This window comes from Streptococcus sp. 1001283B150225_161107_H12, from assembly GCF_015552665.1.
GTDB lineage: Bacteria > Bacillota > Bacilli > Lactobacillales > Streptococcaceae > Streptococcus.
In genome coordinates this window covers 114,402-134,621 of record NZ_JADNFC010000001.1, presented here as the reverse complement: position 1 = coordinate 134,621, position 20,220 = coordinate 114,402, and the positions used below count along the sequence as shown (strand labels likewise).

At 43.4% G+C, this 20,220-nt stretch carries 20 protein-coding genes; 1 reads left to right on the top strand and 19 read right to left on the bottom strand.

Annotation, left to right across the window (positions count from 1 at the left end; all coding sequences use genetic code 11):
* Positions 1-9: 9 nt before the first annotated feature.
* From I2C87_RS00565 to I2C87_RS00485, 17 genes are all read right to left on the bottom strand, one after another.
* A complete protein-coding gene (locus tag I2C87_RS00565; RefSeq protein WP_006595735.1) occupies positions 10-702 on the bottom strand; it encodes a methionine ABC transporter permease in 693 nt (230 codons plus the stop codon).
* Positions 699-1,766 carry a methionine ABC transporter ATP-binding protein gene (locus I2C87_RS00560; protein ID WP_126404728.1) on the bottom strand — a complete coding sequence of 356 codons (1,068 nt, stop codon included), beginning with the start codon at positions 1,764-1,766 and terminating at the stop codon, positions 699-701. Before I2C87_RS00560 ends, I2C87_RS00565 begins: the two co-directional genes overlap by 4 nt.
* Complete coding sequence (locus I2C87_RS00555; protein WP_048716514.1) at positions 1,759-3,132, bottom strand: M20/M25/M40 family metallo-hydrolase; 1,374 nt, start codon at positions 3,130-3,132, stop codon at positions 1,759-1,761. Before I2C87_RS00555 ends, I2C87_RS00560 begins: the two co-directional genes overlap by 8 nt.
* A 68-nt stretch (positions 3,133-3,200) precedes the next feature.
* Positions 3,201-4,073: a MetQ/NlpA family ABC transporter substrate-binding protein gene (locus tag I2C87_RS00550; protein ID WP_023024186.1), complete on the bottom strand. Its 873-nt coding sequence runs from the start codon at positions 4,071-4,073 to the stop codon at positions 3,201-3,203.
* A gap of 32 nt (positions 4,074-4,105) precedes the next feature.
* Entirely contained in the window at positions 4,106-4,933 is an 828-nt protein-coding gene (locus I2C87_RS00545; RefSeq protein WP_195323659.1) for an amino acid ABC transporter substrate-binding protein, read from the bottom strand.
* 128 nt (positions 4,934-5,061) lie between these two features.
* Entirely contained in the window at positions 5,062-6,204 is a 1,143-nt protein-coding gene (locus tag I2C87_RS00540) for an amidohydrolase (protein WP_125334845.1), read from the bottom strand.
* A 188-nt stretch (positions 6,205-6,392) separates the two neighbouring features.
* Positions 6,393-7,109, bottom strand: coding sequence for a YebC/PmpR family DNA-binding transcriptional regulator (locus I2C87_RS00535; protein ID WP_006146163.1), 717 nt, complete (start codon positions 7,107-7,109; stop codon positions 6,393-6,395).
* Positions 7,110-7,326: 217 nt separating this feature from the next.
* Positions 7,327-8,139: a hypothetical protein gene (locus I2C87_RS00530; RefSeq protein WP_048789828.1), complete on the bottom strand. Its 813-nt coding sequence runs from the start codon at positions 8,137-8,139 to the stop codon at positions 7,327-7,329.
* A 70-nt stretch (positions 8,140-8,209) separates the two neighbouring features.
* Positions 8,210-9,301: a nucleotidyltransferase gene (locus I2C87_RS00525; RefSeq protein ID WP_195323658.1), complete on the bottom strand. Its 1,092-nt coding sequence runs from the start codon at positions 9,299-9,301 to the stop codon at positions 8,210-8,212.
* Positions 9,302-9,307: 6 nt separating this feature from the next.
* A complete protein-coding gene (locus tag I2C87_RS00520) occupies positions 9,308-10,048 on the bottom strand; it encodes a class I SAM-dependent DNA methyltransferase (protein ID WP_129270145.1) in 741 nt (246 codons plus the stop codon).
* Between the two features lie 208 nt (positions 10,049-10,256).
* Positions 10,257-10,610 carry a ribosome silencing factor gene (gene rsfS, locus I2C87_RS00515; RefSeq protein ID WP_129270143.1) on the bottom strand — a complete coding sequence of 118 codons (354 nt, stop codon included), beginning with the start codon at positions 10,608-10,610 and terminating at the stop codon, positions 10,257-10,259.
* A 14-nt stretch (positions 10,611-10,624) separates the two neighbouring features.
* Positions 10,625-11,125, bottom strand: a complete 501-nt coding sequence (locus tag I2C87_RS00510; RefSeq protein ID WP_195323657.1) for a cysteine hydrolase family protein — start codon at positions 11,123-11,125, stop codon at positions 10,625-10,627.
* On the bottom strand, positions 11,126-11,722 hold the full coding sequence (gene yqeK / locus I2C87_RS00505; protein WP_195323656.1) for a bis(5'-nucleosyl)-tetraphosphatase (symmetrical) YqeK: 597 nt from the start codon (positions 11,720-11,722) through the stop codon (positions 11,126-11,128).
* Positions 11,722-12,351: a nicotinate-nucleotide adenylyltransferase gene (locus I2C87_RS00500; protein WP_129270137.1), complete on the bottom strand. Its 630-nt coding sequence runs from the start codon at positions 12,349-12,351 to the stop codon at positions 11,722-11,724. Before I2C87_RS00500 ends, yqeK begins: the two co-directional genes overlap by 1 nt.
* A gap of 21 nt (positions 12,352-12,372) precedes the next feature.
* Positions 12,373-12,684 (bottom strand): ribosome assembly RNA-binding protein YhbY, encoded by a 312-nt coding sequence (gene yhbY / locus I2C87_RS00495; RefSeq protein ID WP_006595720.1) that lies wholly within the window; start codon positions 12,682-12,684, stop codon positions 12,373-12,375.
* 219 nt (positions 12,685-12,903) lie between these two features.
* Positions 12,904-14,010, bottom strand: coding sequence for a ribosome biogenesis GTPase YqeH (gene yqeH, locus I2C87_RS00490; RefSeq protein ID WP_195323655.1), 1,107 nt, complete (start codon positions 14,008-14,010; stop codon positions 12,904-12,906).
* A 2-nt stretch (positions 14,011-14,012) separates the two neighbouring features.
* Entirely contained in the window at positions 14,013-14,540 is a 528-nt protein-coding gene (locus I2C87_RS00485; protein WP_045759146.1) for a YqeG family HAD IIIA-type phosphatase, read from the bottom strand.
* A 183-nt stretch (positions 14,541-14,723) separates the two neighbouring features.
* Here I2C87_RS00485 and I2C87_RS00480 point away from each other — a divergent pair, with 183 nt between their 5' ends.
* A complete protein-coding gene (locus I2C87_RS00480) occupies positions 14,724-15,344 on the top strand; it encodes a TVP38/TMEM64 family protein (RefSeq protein ID WP_129822417.1) in 621 nt (206 codons plus the stop codon).
* Positions 15,345-15,377: 33 nt separating this feature from the next.
* Here the strand turns inward: I2C87_RS00480 and I2C87_RS00475 are convergent, their stop codons facing one another.
* Together I2C87_RS00475 and I2C87_RS00470 are read right to left on the bottom strand one after the other, a co-directional pair.
* Positions 15,378-16,289: a DMT family transporter gene (locus I2C87_RS00475; RefSeq protein ID WP_129822418.1), complete on the bottom strand. Its 912-nt coding sequence runs from the start codon at positions 16,287-16,289 to the stop codon at positions 15,378-15,380.
* Between the two features lie 124 nt (positions 16,290-16,413).
* Positions 16,414-20,112: a pullulanase gene (locus tag I2C87_RS00470; RefSeq protein WP_195323654.1), complete on the bottom strand. Its 3,699-nt coding sequence runs from the start codon at positions 20,110-20,112 to the stop codon at positions 16,414-16,416.
* Positions 20,113-20,220 lie beyond the last annotated feature (108 nt).

Here is a 20,220-nt window from a genome sequence, read left to right as displayed (position 1 = left end):
TACCCATCCTTACCGGTGACTAATTTTCTTGGTCAAGAAATCACCGATAAACTGAATAAAGAAGATCAAAAGCAGAATCAAGAAGGTTGCTAGTAAGGTGACATCATTATTAAAGCGTTGGTAACCATAGGAAATAGCTACATTTCCGAGACCTCCCGCTCCAATCGCTCCCGCCATGGCTGTTTCACCAACCAAGGAAATAAGGGTAACAGTTGTGACACGAATCAAATCTGGAAGACCTTCACGAAGATAGACACCAACAATATCCCAAAATGTTGCCCCACTGGCTTGAGCTGCTTCAATCACACCTCGGTCAAGCTCAGACAAAACGACTTGAACTTGGCGAGCAAAGAAAGGAAAGACAGCTAAGGATAGGGGAACTAAGGCTGCTGTAGGACCAATCCCAGTTCCGACAATCATACGAGTGAAGGGATTAATTAAGGCTAGCAAGATGATAAATGGAATCGCACGGAAGATGGAAGTGATTTTATCCAAGATATGGAAAACCAATTTATTCTCGATAATCCCACCTGGTGCTGTCAAGACTAATAATAATCCTGCAATGAGTCCCAATAAACCACCAATCACAAAAGAGATAAAGGTCATGTAAAGGGTCAGATAAATCGCTGTTCCCCATCCAGCTTGGCCACTCCAGCCCATCCGGTAAACATTTGGTAGATAGGTTTGAATAAAGTCAATCATGCATTACTCCCTTCTTTTAAGACACGAACAGAAACACCTGCCGCTTGTAGATCCCGTTGCGCTGCAGATAGGTTGGCTGCTTCTCCAGTCAGGATAACAACCAACTCTCCAACAGGGGTATGATCCAAAATTTCAATATTTCCGTGTAGAATATTTGCAGACACTTGGTACTGTTTATAAATATCGTTGATAATCGCTGTGTCTGTCACCGAACCAGAATATTTCAAATGGGCTAAAACAGAATCCGCTGGCAATTGCTTAACAATTTGTTGCTGGTTGATTTTCACCATAGCTTCATCAATTCCTGTTGCTGTTGTGATGAAGTCTTGCGTCAATTCATTCTTAGGATTTGAGAAGATATCTAAAACAGAACCTTCTTCAATCAATTCACCATTTTGCATAACAGCCACCCGATTGGCAATATCTTTAACGATCTGCATTTCGTGGGTAATCAAGACCACTGTCAAGCCCAACTTCTGATTCAACTCTTGCAGAAGAGCAAGGATTTGTTTGGTCGTTTTTGGATCTAGGGCAGATGTTGATTCGTCAGAAATCAAAATCTTTGGATCGTTGGCGAGCGCACGCGCAATCGCCACCCGTTGTTTTTGTCCACCCGACAATTGAGCAGGATAGTTGTCTGCCCGATCTGACAGTCCAACTAGTTCCAACAACTTGGCTACTTTTTCAGCCTTTTGCTCTTTAGACAAATTTGAATGCTTAAGGGCAAAGGCCACATTTTCAGCAGCGGTCATTTGGGCCATTAGATTGAAGTGTTGGAAAATCATACCAATGTCTCGGCGTTTTTGGCGTAAAGCCGCAGCATTCAAGGTCACCCGATCTTGATAGATGACATCACCATCTACGGTGATAGTACCTGCTGACGGTACTTGCAAGAGATTGATGACCCGTACAAGAGTTGACTTCCCTGCACCAGAATACCCAACAATCCCGTAAATATCCCCTTCATTGATGTGAATGGTCACATCCTTCACGGCTGCAATTTCACGTTTTTTCTGATGAAAGGTAACATCGATATGGTCCAGTTTGATAATTTCTTTACTCATAACTTGTGATTAACTCCTTAATTAATTCAATATGGGTATAGTAGTCTGCAATTTTCACATTCTCATCCCCACCATGATCTCGACTATTGGCATTTCCGATACCAAAGGCAGCCATTGGAACTTGCAAGGCCTCAAAGACCGTATACATGGGACCAGTACCTGCAGTTGTCGGAAGGACACAGACCCCTTCTGGATAAAAGCGTTTGGCCAAATCTATCACGTTGAGAATGGACGGTGCACTCATATCACTCCGATAGCTCATTTCCCCTAGTGTGAAAACAAGTTCAATCTTCTCAAAGCCATTCTGATTCAATTGTTTACGAATCAACTCCAAGACTTGTTTAGGCTCCAAGCCTGGCACCAACCGAACTTCCATCTTGGCTCGAGCTTCTGCAGGCAGAATCGTCTTGACTCCTTGACCCTGATACCCTGTTCCCAAGCCTTCAATGTTCATAGCTGGCTCAAAATAAAAACGTTTTAAGAACTCACTTCGTTCCTCTTTCAAGATAGGCAATTGGAGATTGTAGATTTCTGTCACATCGTCTGCCGTTTTATTGGCATACCGATCAATCAGGGCCAGTTCCCGCTCGTTAGGTTCCTCAATCAAGTCATAGAGGCCATCCACCAGGATACGACCGTCTTTATCTCGAAGACTGGACAAACCATTGAGTAGATACCAAGATGCTGATTCCACCACTCCACCATAGCTGGAATGGATATCCACATCTGCACTTTTGACCACCATGTCAAAGGTAACAATCCCCTTGTTGCCACCGGAGATTTCCAGTTCCCCTTGTTGGTTACGAGTCCCTTGTTCCCAGACTAAGAGATCTGCCCCACGCAAGTGTTTTTTGTGTTTGGCTAGATACTTATCCAGGTCGGTCGAAGCAGATTCTTCTGCTCCTTCGATGATAAAGGTAATGTTGACTGGCAGGTCGCCATTCTCACGGATATATTTGCGAATAGCCGTTAACCGTGCTGTAATATGCCCCTTGTCATCATCTACCCCTCGACCATACATGGTCCCGTAATGGACCGACAGCGTAAAGGGATCACTCGTCCAAGGTTGGTCGCCATCTGCTGGAACAGTATCGTAATGGTTGTAGAAAATGATGGTCTTCGCGTCCGGATTGGGTGAAACAAATTTAGCAATGACAAATGGCGCTGTGTAACTGTCATCCACAGTTACCTTAGCTCCTGCAGCTGTGAAAATTTCTCCCAAATAGGTCGCCACTTCCTTTAAGCCAATCTGCTGGGCAAAAATGGAGCGCTTGGAAATGAGGGTCCTCAGGACTTCAAAATAATGCTGAGCCACCTCATCATTTTCAAATTTGCGTATTTGTTCTGTCTCTCTTGGATTGGACATCATTTCCTCCTACTATACACGATAAGAGGTAGAGAAAACCTTCTCCACCTCTCTATTCATCCTCTCAATTACCAAACTGGTTGGTCCATACCGTCTGAAGATTCTTCGATGACTTTCTTCACGTTGTCAGTATGGTAGGCTTTAATAATGGCTTCGATTGCTTTGGCTTTATCAGATGATTTCCAATCTTTCTTAGCTGCAATCAAGTTGTACCATTGTTTAGAGTTGCTGTTTGCTTTTTCTACAAAGAGAGCTTTCTTGTAATCAATACCTGCTTCACGAACAAAGGTGTTGTTAATGATTGCTGCATCAACTGATGGAAGTGAAGAAGCTGTTTGAGAAGCGTCCAACTCAGAAATTGTCAAGTTCTTTGGATTGTCTTTGATGTTGCTGATGGTAGCCAATTCCCCATCTTTTGTATCCAACTTGATCAAACCAGCTGATTCCAATACATACAAAGCACGGCTTTCGTTTGTTGGGTCGTTTGGTACTGCAATGGTTCCTTTTTCAGGAATGTCTTTCACATCAGTGTATTTATTTTTCCCATCTTTTGTACCAGAGTAAAGACGGATTGGCGCAATGTAAGTATCTGCCACAGAAACTAGGTCTGCGCTGTTTTCTTTGTTCCAGTTTTCAAGGTAGTTGTAATGTTGGAAAGCGTTGATATCCACATCACCATCACGAACAGCTTGGTTTGGTTGTGAGTAGTCTGTAAACTGAGTGAATTCCAATTTGATGTTTGCTTTTGCATCATCTAAGTTCTTTTGCACTTCTTTCCAACGTGCTTCTTCTGTATCACTTAAGTTCATCACCCCAACTTTAACAGTTGTCACACCATCTTTATCAGATGATTTAGATGATTTTGAAGACCCACATGCTGCTAAGGCAAAGGTTGCAACGGTAGCAAGAGCTGCTACACCAAAAAGTTTTGTTAATTTCATGTTCTTTCTCCTTATGATGTTTTTAAATAACCTTATTTAATATCAGAAGCTTCTGGAAGGTAGGTTCCACCAAAGTACTTCTTAGACAACTTTTCAAGTGTCCCGTCTTCGTACAACTCTTTGATCCGTTTGTTGACGAAGGTTTCCAATTCTTTCTCACCTTTGGCAAGGATTGGGTAAACGTATGGTTGTTGATCACTTGGAAGTTCAATCACTTCCAAATTATCCAACCCTTGGTCCTTGATTAAGGCTTCAACTGTCAAACGTTCAAAAATCTTATAATCTGAACGGCCATCGCTCAAATTAGCAAGAATAGATTGAATCGTTCCATCTGTATATTTGAGCTCTGTTGGATTATCCTTATGCTCTTCATTGTATGCTTCCAATTGTTTCGCTGTAGAAGTTCCTTGGATGACCTCTGTAGACTTGCCACCAATATCGTCCAGTGACTTGATCCCTGAATCTTTGCGAACCACTAAGACCACTGGGTTCTTAGCGTAAGGATTTGGGTACAAGTATTTTTCCGCACGTTTTTTATCGTAGCTAAGGTTGCTGACACCGATCTGGTAACGATCACCGTCTAAGCCCGCAAAGATAGAAGACCACTCTGTCTTATTAAAGTTGACTTCATACTTATCTGAACCTTTGAAGATTTCACGCATGACTTCGATTTCATAACCAGTCAATTCCCCGTCCTTATCATAGGTGAAGGGTTTGGTTGTTCCAACTGTTGCGACTTCAATGGTCCGTTTTCCGCTTGATTTACTTGATGACTTGGATGAGCAGGCTACCAAAGTCCCAACTGCTACTAAGCCCACAAGACTCAAACCAACATATTTGATGAATTTATTCAATTTCATTTGTTCTCCTTTTTCACTAAAATTGTTTATTCCTCTTTAAAAAAACAGCTTTTTCCATCATATCAAAATTCCTGACTCTTGGGTATTATATTTTCTTTATGGCAGTGATAAGTTTTACCTATCACGTCTCATTTGGTTGAAAATTTTTTCAGCAAAGCGAGGGCATTTTCTACGTAATATGGAACTGATACTGCAAAAGCAGCATCATCTATGACCATGCTATCATGGTGGAGATCCGGTGCATCCGCTGCACCATTCGATCCGATAAAAGCAAAGACTCCTGGGATTTTCTCTTGATAGAAAGCAAAATCTTCACCCGCTGTCGATGGCTGGGCCTCGACAACTTCTGCAAAAGACTTGGACCAGCGAAAAACTTTTTTAGCCAGGGCCTTATCATTATAGGTAACCGGTGGTGTCTTGCCCCAATCAAATTGGACCATGACTCCGGTACTGTTAGAGATTTGCTCAATCACGCGAATGAAATCCGCCTTGAGGCGTCTCTGGAGATCCGGATTAAAGGTTCGAATGGTTCCTTCAAAGTAACCATACTTGGGAAGAACATTCCAGGTTGAACCAGCTTCGATATGGGTCACCGATAGGACAGCTGTCTCAAATGGCGAAACCGTACGCGAAACCAAGGTCTGCAACTGCTGGACCATACTAGTGATTGCTACAACCGTATCCAAACCGAGATCCGGTCGAGCTGCATGACTGCTCACCCCAGTGACAGTCACCTTGAACTTTTCAACACCCGCCATCATGGCGCCTGGACGCAGGGCCAACTGACCCGCAGGCAATGACGGCATGTTGTGAAATCCAAGGATGGCCTGTACATTCTCTAGGAGCCCGGTCGCTAATACCGCAGATGCTCCTTCAGAAGTCTCCTCAGCCGGCTGAAAAATCAACCGAACCGTTCCCTTTAAGTCTGTTTCCATACCTTTTAGGACTTCTGCAGCCCCTAATAGGCTCACCTGATGGAAATCATGGCCACAGGCATGCATGACACCAGGGTTTTGACTTTGGTAGTCGAGACCCGTGTTTTCCTGAATTGGAAGGGCATCAATATCTGCGCGAAGGGCAATGACTGGTTGACCGCTTCCGATCTCAGCAATCAGACCGGTCTTTAATCCACTGTTTAAAATGCGTACACCTAGCTTTTCCAAATAGGCTTTGAGATAAGCTGTGGTTTGGTATTCTTGTCCAGATAACTCTGGATGCTGATGCACGTAATGCCGAATGGGCACTAGATGTTCATAGGAAAATGATACCATTTCTCGTCCCCTTTCTAGCATAGTTCTATTCTATCACTGCCTCCCCTATTCGTCTAATTCCTATTTTTTTCTCTCAGTTATAGCCAGGAACTATATCGTTATTGTTGTGTCCTCTGCTTTCCTTCCTAAAAATGCCAAACCTCAAGAAAAAAACCTTTGAAGAAATTATCTTCAAAGGTCTATTTCTATTAGAATCCATCCACGTTTGTGTAGATTTTTTGTACGTCTTCGTCGTCTTCAAGAACGCTGTAGAGTTTTTCAAATGTTTCCAAATCTTCACCTGATAACTCAACTTCTGATTGAGGAATCATTTCCAATTCGGTTACTTGGAATTCTTCGATACCAGATTCACGCAAAGCAACGATCGCTTTGTGAAGGTCAGTTGGAGCAGTGTAAACAGTAATTGTTCCTTCTTCTGCTTCAACATCATCTACATCCACATCTGCTTCCAATAAAAGCTCAAAGATGGCATCCGCATCATCACCCGCAAAGACGATGACCCCCTTGTTGTCAAAGAGGTAAGATACAGAACCAGAAGCTCCCATGTTTCCACCGTTTTTACCGAAGGCAGCCCGGACATTCGCAGCTGTACGGTTAACATTTGATGTCAAGGTATCAACGATCAACATGGAACCATTTGGTCCAAATCCTTCGTAACGTCCTTCTGTAAAGGTTTCGTCTGTATTCCCTTTTGCCTTATCGATCGCTTTATCAATTACGTGTTTTGGCACTTGCGCTTGTTTAGCACGGTCGATAACGAATTTCAAAGCAGTATTCAATTCTGGATCTGGCTCACCTTTTTTAGCGGCTACATAGATTTCTACTCCGAATTTCGCATATACTTTTGAGTTAGCGCCATCTTTGGCAGTTTTCTTTGCCACAATATTGGCCCATTTACGTCCCATTGGAGGTTCTCCTTTTAATAGTTTACATTTTAATCTTCATTATTATAACACAGTAACCATGAAAAATCACTAAGAAAAATAGTAGAATTCGTTCTCTTCTATATCTTTTCTTTAACAGAAAAGAAGATGTTTACTTGTAGATCCTAATCTTACATTTCCTATTGACTGGTATCTTATGAACTTTGCCTTTGGAAATAGCGAAGCTCAACATAGCAACTTATTGTTCATTCTTCTCGTCAGTGATAGTTGGAATGTCTTCCTTTTCAACCAAGTTCCAGTCTGAGTATGTCGTTTCACTCTTGATCGTCAGTAATCCTTTATTACTTAAAGTAGATACTGTCATCTTGAATTCTTTAAGGAATTTAGTTTTTTTGTCAATCTTTACGATCAAATCATTCTTGTATTTTGAATCAGGGAATTGTGATAAGTTAAACTGGAACTCGTCTTCATAAATGCTTATTAAGTCAGCATCCTTATTTTTCAACTTGAAGACATAAGCGTCATCCGTTTCTTCTAGAGCTAAATCTTCTGTTAGTTCATTCAAACCCTTTAAGAGCTGGAAATAATCCGGGTTAACAATATATTTACCGTCTTTTCCATAAATCTCCTTATCCCATTCCCCACTTTTATTATAACGGGTATACATTGGAGTCATTTCACCACCCGGCATCAAGAGTTCTTTAAAATTTTCTTCTCCATTCTCCAAAGTCTTAACACTAATGTATGCCATCTCTACTTCTTGCTTTTCAGTCTTATAGATAACTTGTGAAGTCATTTTTTGTTTTTTTTGAATAGTTTCTTCTTTTGTATTTAATGAACCACTTATATCCGTTTTCTGACGAACACTAGTCATTTTTTTATTAGTGGTCTCGATTTCTTCTAAAAGACTTGTTATATCCTCGGTTTTACGTGAACTTTGACTTGTTTTTTTCTGAGCACTATTTCCTTGATGGTTAATGCTCGAGCAAGCACCTAGGCCGAGGGCAATTATAGCCAAGAGGGAAAGTAAGATTGATTTTTTCGTTCTCATAAAAGAAGATTCCTTTTTCTGTTTTTATATGCTTCTACTTCTATCTTTTTAGTTTAGATAAAAGTTTTCTTTACAAAACAATCACTGGGACGCGTCCAAAATTTTGTTCCTTAAGTGCAGGATGGCCTAGTTGATACACCTGATCAGCTTGTTGGGTCAAAGCATCCCAAGGTTCCTTACCGATTCGGGTCACGATTTCTACTGATTTTTTCAAGCCTTTGAGATGAGCTTGTCCCTTTGCGGAAAAACCTAAGACACGAATGGCGTCGGGAAGAGCCTGATCCATCGCCCCTACCAAGATGTAGGTAAAGATGCGGCGCACGCGCGCTTTGGTATAGCGCTTGGTTGCGACTTTCTCAACTAAGTCCTCCACAGAGCTAGCACTTCGAACGGCCTCCTTTATCCGGTTGGCCAGTTCCTCATTGACCTGAAAGATCTGTGTCAGATCTGGATGGGTTAGGATTTGATAACGGAGCAGTTGGTCATAATCCTCCCAAGATACCTGTGGAGCCGACTGAAAGAGTTGACTATTGGGCATGAATTTAGCGACAAAGTCCTGATCTTCCTTGTGTAGGCGTAGACTAGTCGCAGAAGCATAGGCCACTTCTTTTTCTTCTGAATGGTAGCCTGCTCCCTGGCGCTGGACGGACTTGAGCGCAATTCCCTTCCCAGCACAAGCCTTGGCATAGGCCAAACCCAGGATATGATTGGGAGTCTCTCCTGTGAACTCCACTCCAGCAAAGGTTTCCCACATTTTTTGGGTCTTTTGTGGATAGGATAAATCGTCAGGAAGGCTTCGCAAGAAAGCTTCCATTTCCGCCTCATTCTCCGAGTAGACTGTCGCAATCGCTTGGTAATCTATGACTTCTTCTGTCCCAAAGGCCAATTGGTCGATTCCTAGACGGGATAAGATTTCTACCGCTCCCTTGGCAAAATGATCCGCCGATTGAACAGCCACGAGAAAGGGGAGCTCGACCACCAGGTCTGCTCCATTTTCCAAAGCCATCTGGGCCCGTGCCCATTTGTCTACAATGGCAGGTTCACCACGTTGGACAAAATTCCCAGACATGGCGACGATTTTCACCCCTTCTGCCTGTTCTAGCAGGTACTTGTGTCCATTGTGAAAGGGATTAAATTCTGCAATAATTCCTGTAACTGTCATGCTGGCCTACTTCTGTGCTACGAAGAACCAACGTTTGCTGGTCTTTGTTGGCTCCTTATCTTCAAAGTCTGCGAACAATTTGAAAGATTTAAAGCCAGCCTGCTCCAATAAGATGTCATAGGTTAAAACTTCATAAGTGCGTTCCTCATGAACTTCATCGTGCCGACTAAAGGATCCATCTTCTTCTTGGACAAAGAAGGTCAGCTCATGGACGATCGAGTGAGGGGCTTCATCCTCGTAGGTATCCCAAAGCATGGCAAAGTCTTCCGCATTTTCATGATAAGAATAGCCTGGGAAGACCTCATCTGTCTGGTAGGTCGAATGGACATCAAAAATAAAGACTCCACCTTCATTGAGGACATTATAGACTTCCTTAAAGACGTCTCCTACTTCTACCTCGTCCTGCATATAGCAGATAGAATCCGAGTAGCAGGTCACGAAATCATAAGTGCCTGCTTGCGACAGGTCCAGCATATTGCCCTCGATAAAATCAATCTTCTGCTTAGCTGAAGCAGCTCTTTTTTCAGCAATTTTCAGCATGTCAGCACTCAGGTCTAACCCCGTCACATCAAATCCAGCTTGAGAAAAGCGAACAGACTGAATCCCAGTCCCACAAGCCAATTCCAGTAATTTTTTCCGATCCTTGCTTTTAGCGAGATGCCGGAGAGAAAAATCCGTCCACAAATCATACAGACTGTCATCCATGACCGCATCATAGACCGCCGCAAAGGTTTCATAAGTCGCCATAAATCAAGATACAAAGAGCGTTAAAAGCAAAGAGAAAATAGGAAACTTTCTGCCGTATCGTCAGATACAAAGGAAGTTCCTCTTTTTCTCACAGCTTTTAGCTCGTGTTCAGTTAGAAACCTAACCAAGCACAAGGCTCCATCCTTTCTTTCCATAGAATTTCAATTTAACCAACAAAACTCAGTTGCTACCAACTGAGTTTACCTGCTTATGCTAGGGTTGCTGAAAGATCAACAGCACTTGCTTCGTGCCAAAGCTTTTCTAGGTTATAGTGGGTACGCATTTCTTCTGAGAAGACATGGACCACCACACCACCTAAGTCAAGAAGGACCCAACCTCCAGCTGAATCACCTTCGACGTGGCTGGCATTGCCACCAGCTTCAACGACCTTCTCGCGAATATTTTCAGCGATAGCCTCCAACTGACGGCTATTCATAGAGCTTGCGATGACAAAGTAATCTGTCACGCTGGTCAAGCTTTGAACATCCAAAGCGACAATGTCTTCTGCACGCTTTTCATCGGCAGCTTTAACAACAAGTTCAAGTAATTCTTTTTCTTTCATTTAGTCCTCTTTCCTTAAAAAATTGATTTGTAATCTAAGACATCCGCAAAACGTTCTGCCCAAATATTTTCATAAAATTCATTAAGCGTTTCTGCCGGAATATCCTCTCCATCAAAGGTTGTGACAGCTCCTTCTGGAATGACCAGCTTGTAGCCGTATTCAAACCCCACTTTGACGGATGTATCGACACAATATTCTGTCTGCATGCCACACAGGACCAGTTGTTGAATTCCTTGTTGATCCAAGTATTCTTTTAATCCTGTCTCCTTAAACATGCTATTGTATCGCTTCTGAAATACCTTTTCATTCTCCTGTCTTTTCAACAGAGGAGATAATTGCCAATCTTCCGAGGTTAAAGCCTCTGGCGTTTCAATATGCTGAATGTAGATGATTTCAATCTGCTGTTTTCTAGCCTGATCCTGCAAATAAACGATCTTCTCTAGGAGCTTTTCTGTCTCAAAACCTGTTTCCACTAAGATATTTTGTACATCAATAATGATAAAAGCTGTCTTCACTCACTGCTCCTCTTTCAAATACTTCACAAAGGCATTGTAGGTTTCAAGGGTTTGGGGATAAATGGGAAGTCCTTGGTGGGCCAGGTGTTCGACTGTGCGAGCCGTCTCATAGGCCACGGCACGATCCAAGGAGACTTGGGCGATGTCGCGCGCCTGATCCACTCCTGGAAAGGCCCGGTTGTGTTCAATATAATCTGCCACATAGACAATCTTGTCTAAGGTTGACATCTGACTACTCCCCACTGTATGAATCTCAATACTCCGAAGAATGGCTGGATCTGTCAGTCCGAGATCTTCTTGGATCTTGTAAATCCCAACCATCCCATGCCAGACGTTATTGCCCCAGTTTTTTAATTCTGGATCAAGACTATAGCGATCAATCAAGTCTAGAAATTCCTGATCCGATAATTTCTTGGCATAGTCATGCAACAAACCTGCTAGTCCAGCCTGTTCTTCATCTGCTTCATAGCGTTTGGCCAAGTCACGCGCAGCTTTCTCAACCCCTAAACAGTGGGTTAGGCGTTTTTCTGGCAAGATTTGACCCATTTTTTCAAGCAAGACCTCGCGAGAAAAGCCGAGATAGTTTTCATAGGTCATTAATACAAACCTTCTTTCTTGATGTAGTCCAAGACTGGCTTTGGCAACATAAAATTGGGCGTCCGACCTTGGGCGATAAACTCTCGCACCATGCTAGAAGAGATGTCCATAAGAGGAACATCGACCCAAATCACAGGATAGGAGGTTCCTGCCTTGTAACGGGGACGTTGAACACCGACAAACTGCACCATCTCCACTAATTCGTCAATCCGATACCATTTTGGCAGGTAGTCTACCATATCCGCTCCAATGATGAAGTAATAGTCTGTATCTGGGTCTCGCTCATTGAGCAACTTCATCGTATCGTAGGTATAGGAAATCCCTTTACGCTCTAGCTCAATCGTCTCGATTTCCAGACCTTCAATGCCATCAATGGCTAGTTCCAGCATTTTCAAGCGATGGCCTTCATCAATGGTTTCTTTTTTATCCACATGCGGAGGCTCATATTCTGGCATGAGAAGGACCTTGTCCAAGCCTAGTTGCTGGCGGACTTGGTCTGCAACTACAAGATGGGCATTATGGACGGGATTGAAATTCCCTCCGAGGATTCCCACTTGTTTGCGTTTCTTATCTTTGATTTCTGGCTCTAACTCCACCTTGGTAAAGGGGGTTAATAGTTCAATGGCCATATACCTGCTCTCCTGTGTCTCTTAGATTTCTTTTACTTTGACTGAAATCTTCCGGTTTTCTTTTTTGCTTGATTGTTTGTATAAGATGAGGATGCGTCCAATTTTTTGAACCGTATCCACACCGATTTCTTCTTCCAAGATTTCCGCTACTTCATGGATATTCTCATCCGTATTTTGAAGAAGGGTCACCTTGATCAGTTCGCGTGCATCTAGCGCTTGGCGCACACTGGTTTTGATTTGGTCATTAAGCCCGTTTTTCCCAATTTGGATAATGGGTTTGAGGCTGTGGGCTTGGCTGTTGAGGAAAGCCCGTTGTTTGGATGTTAATGTCATGCTTTTTTCATTGTTTCTTTTTTGATACTTTTCTGATGTGGTGGAGGTCGTCAGCGACCTCCTAGCGGAGTTCCATGACTTAAATTTGAGCCTAAAGTCTCAAATTTTCCGCGCCTAAGTAGTAAAATATCTACTTAGGCTTTCACCACAGCGAAAAGTATCCTTTCTAGGCTCGTTGCACTCGCCCAGTCTATAAAGAAACTATTTCCTTTCAAATTTTTAAATAATAGCTTTGCGGGTAACGACGGCGACGCCTTCTGGTGCCCAGACGGCTACTTTGGCTTCTCCATTGACGCGGATCCAGCCCAGTCCAGAGATGACGAGGTCTGTCTTGTCCTTGATAGTAAACTCATGAGAAACCAAGGGTGGGAACTCTTCTTTTTCTTTGCTATTAGGTGGAGTTAGCAAGCCACCAACATGCTTGTTATAAAAGGCGGTCGCTCCTTCTAGCTTGGTTCGATGAAGCTTGAGTTCGTTATCAAAGAAGGCCGTGAAGCCTTGCTTTTCCCCCTTAATAAAGTCAAAGCGTCCCAAGCCACCCAAGAAGAGGGTTTGCTCGGGATTGAGCTGATAAGTCTTGGGCTTGATTTCTTTTTTAGGGCTAACATACTTGAGGTTTTTTGCCGTCAAGTAATGAGCCATCTGGTGGCGATGGATAATCCCTGGTGTATCGTAGATATAGGACCCATCGTCCAGTGGGATTTCGATCTTGTCCAGTGTCGTTCCTGGGAAGCGAGAGGTTGTAATGATATCCTTGTCTCCAGTGATTTCTTGGATGATCGCATTGATGAGGGTTGATTTTCCAACGTTGGTCACACCCACCACATAGACGTCACGGCCTTTGCGGTACTGCTCAATCTTTTCCATCAAGTCCTTGATAGCACTCTTATTTTGGGCAGATGTGAGGACCACATCGACAGGACGCATCCCTTCTTCGTGGGCCCGCTCCATCAACCAATGCGTCACCTTGCTATCTTTAACTGACTTAGGCAAGATGTCCTTTTTATTTCCGACCAAGAGGACATCATTTCCTGCTACAAAGCGTGGTAGGCAAGGAATGACGGAGCCATTAAAGTCAAAAATATCCACTACATTGACCACGAGAGCATCACTATCGCCTACTTCGTGAAGGAGCTTTAGGAAATCATCATCTGTCAGATGCACATCTGTGATTTCATTGTAGTGACGTAGACGGAAACAGCGTTGGCAATAGACTTCGCCTGTTTCCAAGCCCTTTTCAAGAGCTGATTGGGGAGTATAGCCTAGCCCCTCTTTATTTTCTGTCTGAATGGGCGCTCCACAGCCAATACAGAATAATTCTTCCATTCTTAAATTCCTTTTTTGTATACAATCGGACCATATTTTTCGGCCATTTGCTTCATGACACGGCGTTCACGCGCCCGGTTGATCTGGGTCTTGATGGAGTCATGCTCAACCAAAGGCTTGACCAAAATCGAGCGAATGCCTGCTCGATGGGCAGCCCGGATATCCGTCATCAGTTGATCCCCGACCATGACCACTTCATTTTTCTCATAGTGGAAACGTTTGAGGGCCCGATCAATCCCAAAGGTAAAGGGCTTAAGCGACCAAGCTTCATAGTCAATATCAAATTTCTCAACAGCGCGCTTGACCCGTTTGGGACTATTATTGGACACCACGATGACCCGAATCCCCCCATCACGAAGGTCATGTAACCACTGGCGCATCTCGGGAGTCCCATCCGGATTATTCCAAGCAATCAAGGTGTTATCCAAATCCACAAGGACCGCCTTAATACCCTGTTTTTTCAAATCTGCAACGGTGAGATCATAGGCTGCTTCCACCGCAAAATCTGGTTTGTAATTTTCGATTGACACGTTTTTCTCCATTTTTTATATTCTCTTCATTGTAGCATAAATAGACGTATTTTGCACTTGCTTCGTTGTCTCCCCTTTGTAAGAGGACCCAATCTATCTCTTTGATATTCCCTAAAATGGACAAAATCGTTACAAAGTTCCAAAAACGTGGTATAGTAGAAGAAAAAAATACGCGGAAGAGTTATGATAACAAAAGAAAAAAAATTGAGGGAGGTCTCCCCTCTCCTCCAAAAAATCATTAATTGGTCCTCCATCATTGGGGCCCTGGCAACCCTTGCTTTCTGTATCTGGGCCTACTTTGCTGGCATTCTCCAATCCAAAGAAACTTTGTCGGCTTTTATTCTCCAAGCAGGTATCTTCGGACCCCCTCTCTTTATCTTTCTTCAGATCCTTCAAACTGTGGTCCCTATTATTCCTGGCGCTCTAACATCTGTTGCTGGTGTCTTTATCTATGGCCACATCATTGGGACCATCTACAACTACATCGGCATCGTCATCGGCTGTGCCATCATCTTCCACCTCGCAAGAATGTACGGGCCTAAATTTGTCCAGTCTATGGTCAGCCAGAAGACTTACGACAAGTATATTAACTGGCTCAACGAAGACAAGCGGTTTGATCGTTTCTTCATCTTCATGATGATCTGGCCTATCAGTCCAGCGGACTTTCTCTGCATGCTAGCTGGATTAACCAATATGACCTTTAAGCGCTATATGACCATTATTATTCTCTGTAAACCGATTACTCTGGTCATCTACACTTATGGTCTCACCTATATCATCGACTATTTCTGGCAAATGGCCTAAAAAAGATGTTGGGCAAACACCCAGCATCTTTTTTTATAGAATTCCTTTTTCTTTTTGAATAATGAGGTCTTTCAGAGAAATCAGAAGAACTGCTAACAAAATCATCCCCATCCCTATAAAATCAATCGCATAGAATTGATCGTTCATGATTATATAGGCAAAAAATACAGCGGAAATAGGCTCAATAGAAGCTAATAAACTCCCCTTGACTGCCCCTACCATCGAGGTTCCTTTAAGAAAGACCGTATATGCAAAAATGGTTCCTAACACAATCAAGCCAAAGAGGGCCCAGAGGTTATCTGAAGAATAGTGTCCTTGAAAGGATACCAAGCCACTAAAAGGAAGCATGAGAATCCCTGGCAAGAGCATGCCCACCCCAATGACCAACATACTTCCCCATTTTTTGATTAAATTGAGGGGTAAAATGATATAGAGAGCGTAGGCAAAGGCCGAAAACAAGCCCCAGCCTAGACCTTTGGGCGTAATAGCCAGCTGATTCAACTGTCCATGGGTGGCAATCAGGAAGGTCCCCCCAATTGCTAGTAACATGGAAGCAATCTCAGAGACAGTAGGCCCAACACGATCCTTGATGCAGGTATAGGCTAAAACACCAACCGGGCAAACGTATTGAAGCACTGTTGCAGTTCCAGCATTGGTTTCTGCAATAGCAATCAGATAGGTCAACTGAGTCAATAGCAAGCCAAAAAAGGCAAAAAGAATCAAAGAGATATAAGAACTTTTATCCTTAAAAAAGGCAACAAACTTCTCCTTGTCAGACAGATAGGCAAAGAGAAGGAGGACGGCACCTGAAATTAGTAAACGAATATTGGTTAAAACGATAGCTGAAAAACCGTGGGCCATCAAATATTGCCCGCTCACTCCAGAAAGCCCCCAGGCAATTCCAGCAATCACAGTCATCACGGTTCCTTTGAAAGATGTAGACATGTTGCCTCCCAAAATTAATTAATACGGTACGCTACTTCTTCTCTATTCTATCACAAAAACCAGCCCAAAAGGGCTGGTTTTATGTAGGATTTAAAAACTATTTTTAAATCCCATCTAGAAGATTTCATTCTTCTTTTCTCCCGTTCTTAGCCATTCCTAACCCGAGACCTCCTAAGAGAAGGAGCCCAGCTAAGCTAGTTAGGTTGGAGCTCGCTTCTCCTGTTTCAGGAAGCGCGCGAGCTGGACTTGCTTCTTCTCCATGTTCAACTGACGCAGAGTCAGGATGAGGAGCTAAAGCTTGAACCTCTGGCTCTTCTTTCTTTTGAGCAAGAAGTTGTGACGTCGGTTTAACAGTTTGTGGAGGAAGGACTTTCTCTGGAGATGGAGATACCGGTGTATGGTATTCAGGACGATTTGGAAGAACAGGATTTTCAGCTTCTTCCTTAGTAGACAAACGCAAGACAGTTGCTGTCAAAGCATCTAGTCGAAGGCCTGTTTCTGTCCAAGAGATTCCTTTTGGATCAGTTAGATTGCTAATACCTGCTCGTTCACCATCCACTAGAACATCTGCCTTTCTAAAGCGTTCGAAGTCCGTTCCTAATGCAAAGTCACGCGCCTTGGTATCGGCATTTACTAAGACTAGATAGACATCTCCATTGCTGGCAGTGATTTGGTAGCCAATCACCTGATCCTCTTCTTCGACTCCATTCTCACCTGGAATCGTCAAGAGCTTGACGCGGTTCTTCACTTCTTCCATGTTGTCCATGCGGAAGGCGTCTGTTGACTTACGAAGGGCAATCAATCCTTTGGTAAAGGCGCGAGAGCGAGTATTCTCTGGATAGAGAGCTTCATTGGTTGCTTTTTCCCAATCAAAGTGGTTGATGGCATCGCTTGAGTCATAAGAATCGTGGATGAAGTAAGGGTAGTCAAATGGCTTTCCATTTTCATCTACTAATAAATGAGATTTGTTTGGAACCTTGTCATCGGAAACAGGCGTGCGGTAAGCTGGATCCTTGAATTGCTTGGTTCGACCATATTCCTGACCAGAATGAAGGAACGGTGTTCCTTGAGCTGTCAGAACGAGCAGGTTTCCTAGACGCAAGCGACGATGAATCTCTGCATTATTGGCTGGGATACTAGGGTCCTTCTTGATAGACTGAGCGATAATATCAAAGAGGGTCAAGTTATCATGGGCCGCAATGTATTGGATGACATCACCTGGGCTATCTGCCTCAAAGTTGGTTGGTTGCGCGATGAGATTCTTAAAGATGGTCGCAATCTTCCGTTTTCCATTGGTGATAAAGGCTGGTTGTCCCTCATTTGGATAGCCAGATTTTAGATTATTTCGAACATCATCTGAGAATACGGCAACGGTGTCTGTTTTCTTCATCCAGGATTGGTCTGCTGGTTGTACAGGACTGTTTTCATCACCTGCATAGGTCACCCAGCCTTCTCCCAACATGATGAGATTTGGATTCAGAGCCCGAGCCGCCTTGTAGGCTTCTTCGATAGAGGCCGCATCATGGTCACCCATCATGTCAAATCGGAAACCGTCCACCTTATAAGTATCTACTAAATACTTAATTGAATCGACCAAGACTCGTTTGGACATGTAGTGGGTTGTTCCCAAGCGTCCACCACCAAAGCTTGTCCGAGGTGTACCGTCCGCATCCATGAAATGGTAGTAATTTGGCTCGATATCTTCAAAGATGTCCACATTAGCTGTATGGTTATAGACAACGTCAAGCACGACTCCCATTCCACGCTTGTGAATTTCATTGACCAAATTCTTGAATTCTTCAATTCGTTTTTGAGGATTGCTTGGATCTGTTGAGTACATACCTGTTAAGGCAAAGTAGTTCTGTGGATCATAGCCCCAGTTGTAGTTGCTATTGCTTGAGGCATACTCTAACAAGCGCTCACTGTTTTTCAATTCATTAACGTGGTAATAAGACAGAACTGGCAATAGTTGAACGTGCGTTACACCAAGGTCTTTGAGGTAATCTAATTTTTCAACAAAGGAAGCAAAGGTCCCAAATTGGCTCTTAAGCTCTGATGCTAAAGCCGGATCAGAAGTGAAGTCCCGGACATGGGCTTCATAGATGATAGCATCTTCGCGCTTCTTAAAGTTTGGAATGGACGCATAGGTTAAGTCGCTCGGACCTAATCTACTTGGATCCACAAAGGCTGCTTTTGCTACCTTATGAACCGCATCTGTCTTGGACAATTCACTATTCCAAGCTGCCAACGATTTGGCATACGGATCAAGGACCGTGAAGGTTTTCCCTTGGCGTTCAATTTCATACTGGTAGAAATAGCCTGTATAATCTTGGATAGCCAGTCCTGAATCAGCAGAAAGGGTCTGCTTCCAAGTTCCTCGCTCCCCTTTTTCTAGAGCCACACGGCCAACTAGTTTTTCAGAATCATTCTTGTCATAGATGACAACGGATACCTTGTCCGCACTTGGTGACCAGAGGGTGAGATCAACCTTCTTCCCTCCTTCATGAAGATGAGCTCCGAGCGTTCCATCGTAGCTATAGGCTTCATCCTTGAGGCGCCAGTTCATTTTGGTGGTGAAGCGGTCATTGTCATATTGAACCGTATAGGACTGATCAACCTGAGAGAAATCCCCCGTATAGGTCACTTTCTTCCCTGCTTCATCTAAAAGAAGATCCTTAATGGTGACAGAATTTCCTTGAGCATCTGTGATCTTGGTTCGTTTGAGCAACTCCTCTTTCTGTGCCCCCGCCAAGGTCGAAAAGCTGGCTTCAATCTTTTCCTTACCGACATGCTGGGCACCCGTCATACGGATATCGTTGACATAGTATGGGTTGGTGTAAACAGTCGGATCATCGTCCCGTAAGAAAATTTGGCTGTGGTTCTTCAAATCAGCAAATTTATAATCTTCTTGTCGAATTTTCACATCGTCTCCAGACTTACTCTCATCCAATAATAAGAAACCAAATTCTTTTGCAGCTTCCTTTAGGGGGATATCAATGTAACGACCATATTTCCCTGTCGCTACAAAATCTGTCCCATCCGGCCAAGCAGCACTACTCGGATTCTCTACATCTCCCCAATACCAGAGAGATTTTTTGTCATAATTTCCATCTGTCCGATAGTAATTGACTCTGACTGTTCCCTCTGCTTGAGGTTGATAAGAATAGACTTTAAATTTGTCATCCAACCAAGCTTCATTCATTTTTGGAGAGAGCAATTCAATGGACTTGTCCCCCGTGATATTGTCCCCTTTAACATTGTTGATGAGGAAGCTAATCTTCTTAGCCTGATCATTTTTAAGCTTGACATCTAGATAATAGCCGTAGTCATCTGTCTTTGCATCCTTAAAGGATTGAGCACCCGTCGGCCAGTTTTCCGAAGGTTTTTCAACATCATCCCAGGTCCAGAGCCCCTGAGTTTCCTTGTTTTCTTCTGGTAGCTTTTTCACGTGAATCCGGATAGTCTGATCAGCAATCGGCTCCTCTGCCTTCTCAGACTGAGGAGAAGCCACTCCTTCAGTGAGGACGCTTACATTATCAGGCGCAGTGACACTTTCTTCTGCTACTTTTGGAGTTTCACTTGTTCCAGTGTTCGTAGCTGGTTTCACATCCGATGAAGAAGTGCTTGCTTCATTTGACGGGGATGTCACCACTTCTGAAGCTGGTGCGGGGGTATTGCCCACCTCATCCGCACTGACTGGACCAGCAAAGGCTGTTAAGAGGGCCAAGCTCGTCGCAATCGCCACCGAACCAACGCCATTTTTTAACCGACGAATCGCATAGACAACTTGCTTATCGCCTGTCACAGAAGAATTCTGTTTCATATCTATTCTGTCTCCTTAAAATGATTAGTGTTCAACCAGTATAGCATGTAAGAATTATTTATGCAAGCGTTTTCTTAATTTATACTATCTTTTTATATTGTCCTCCCT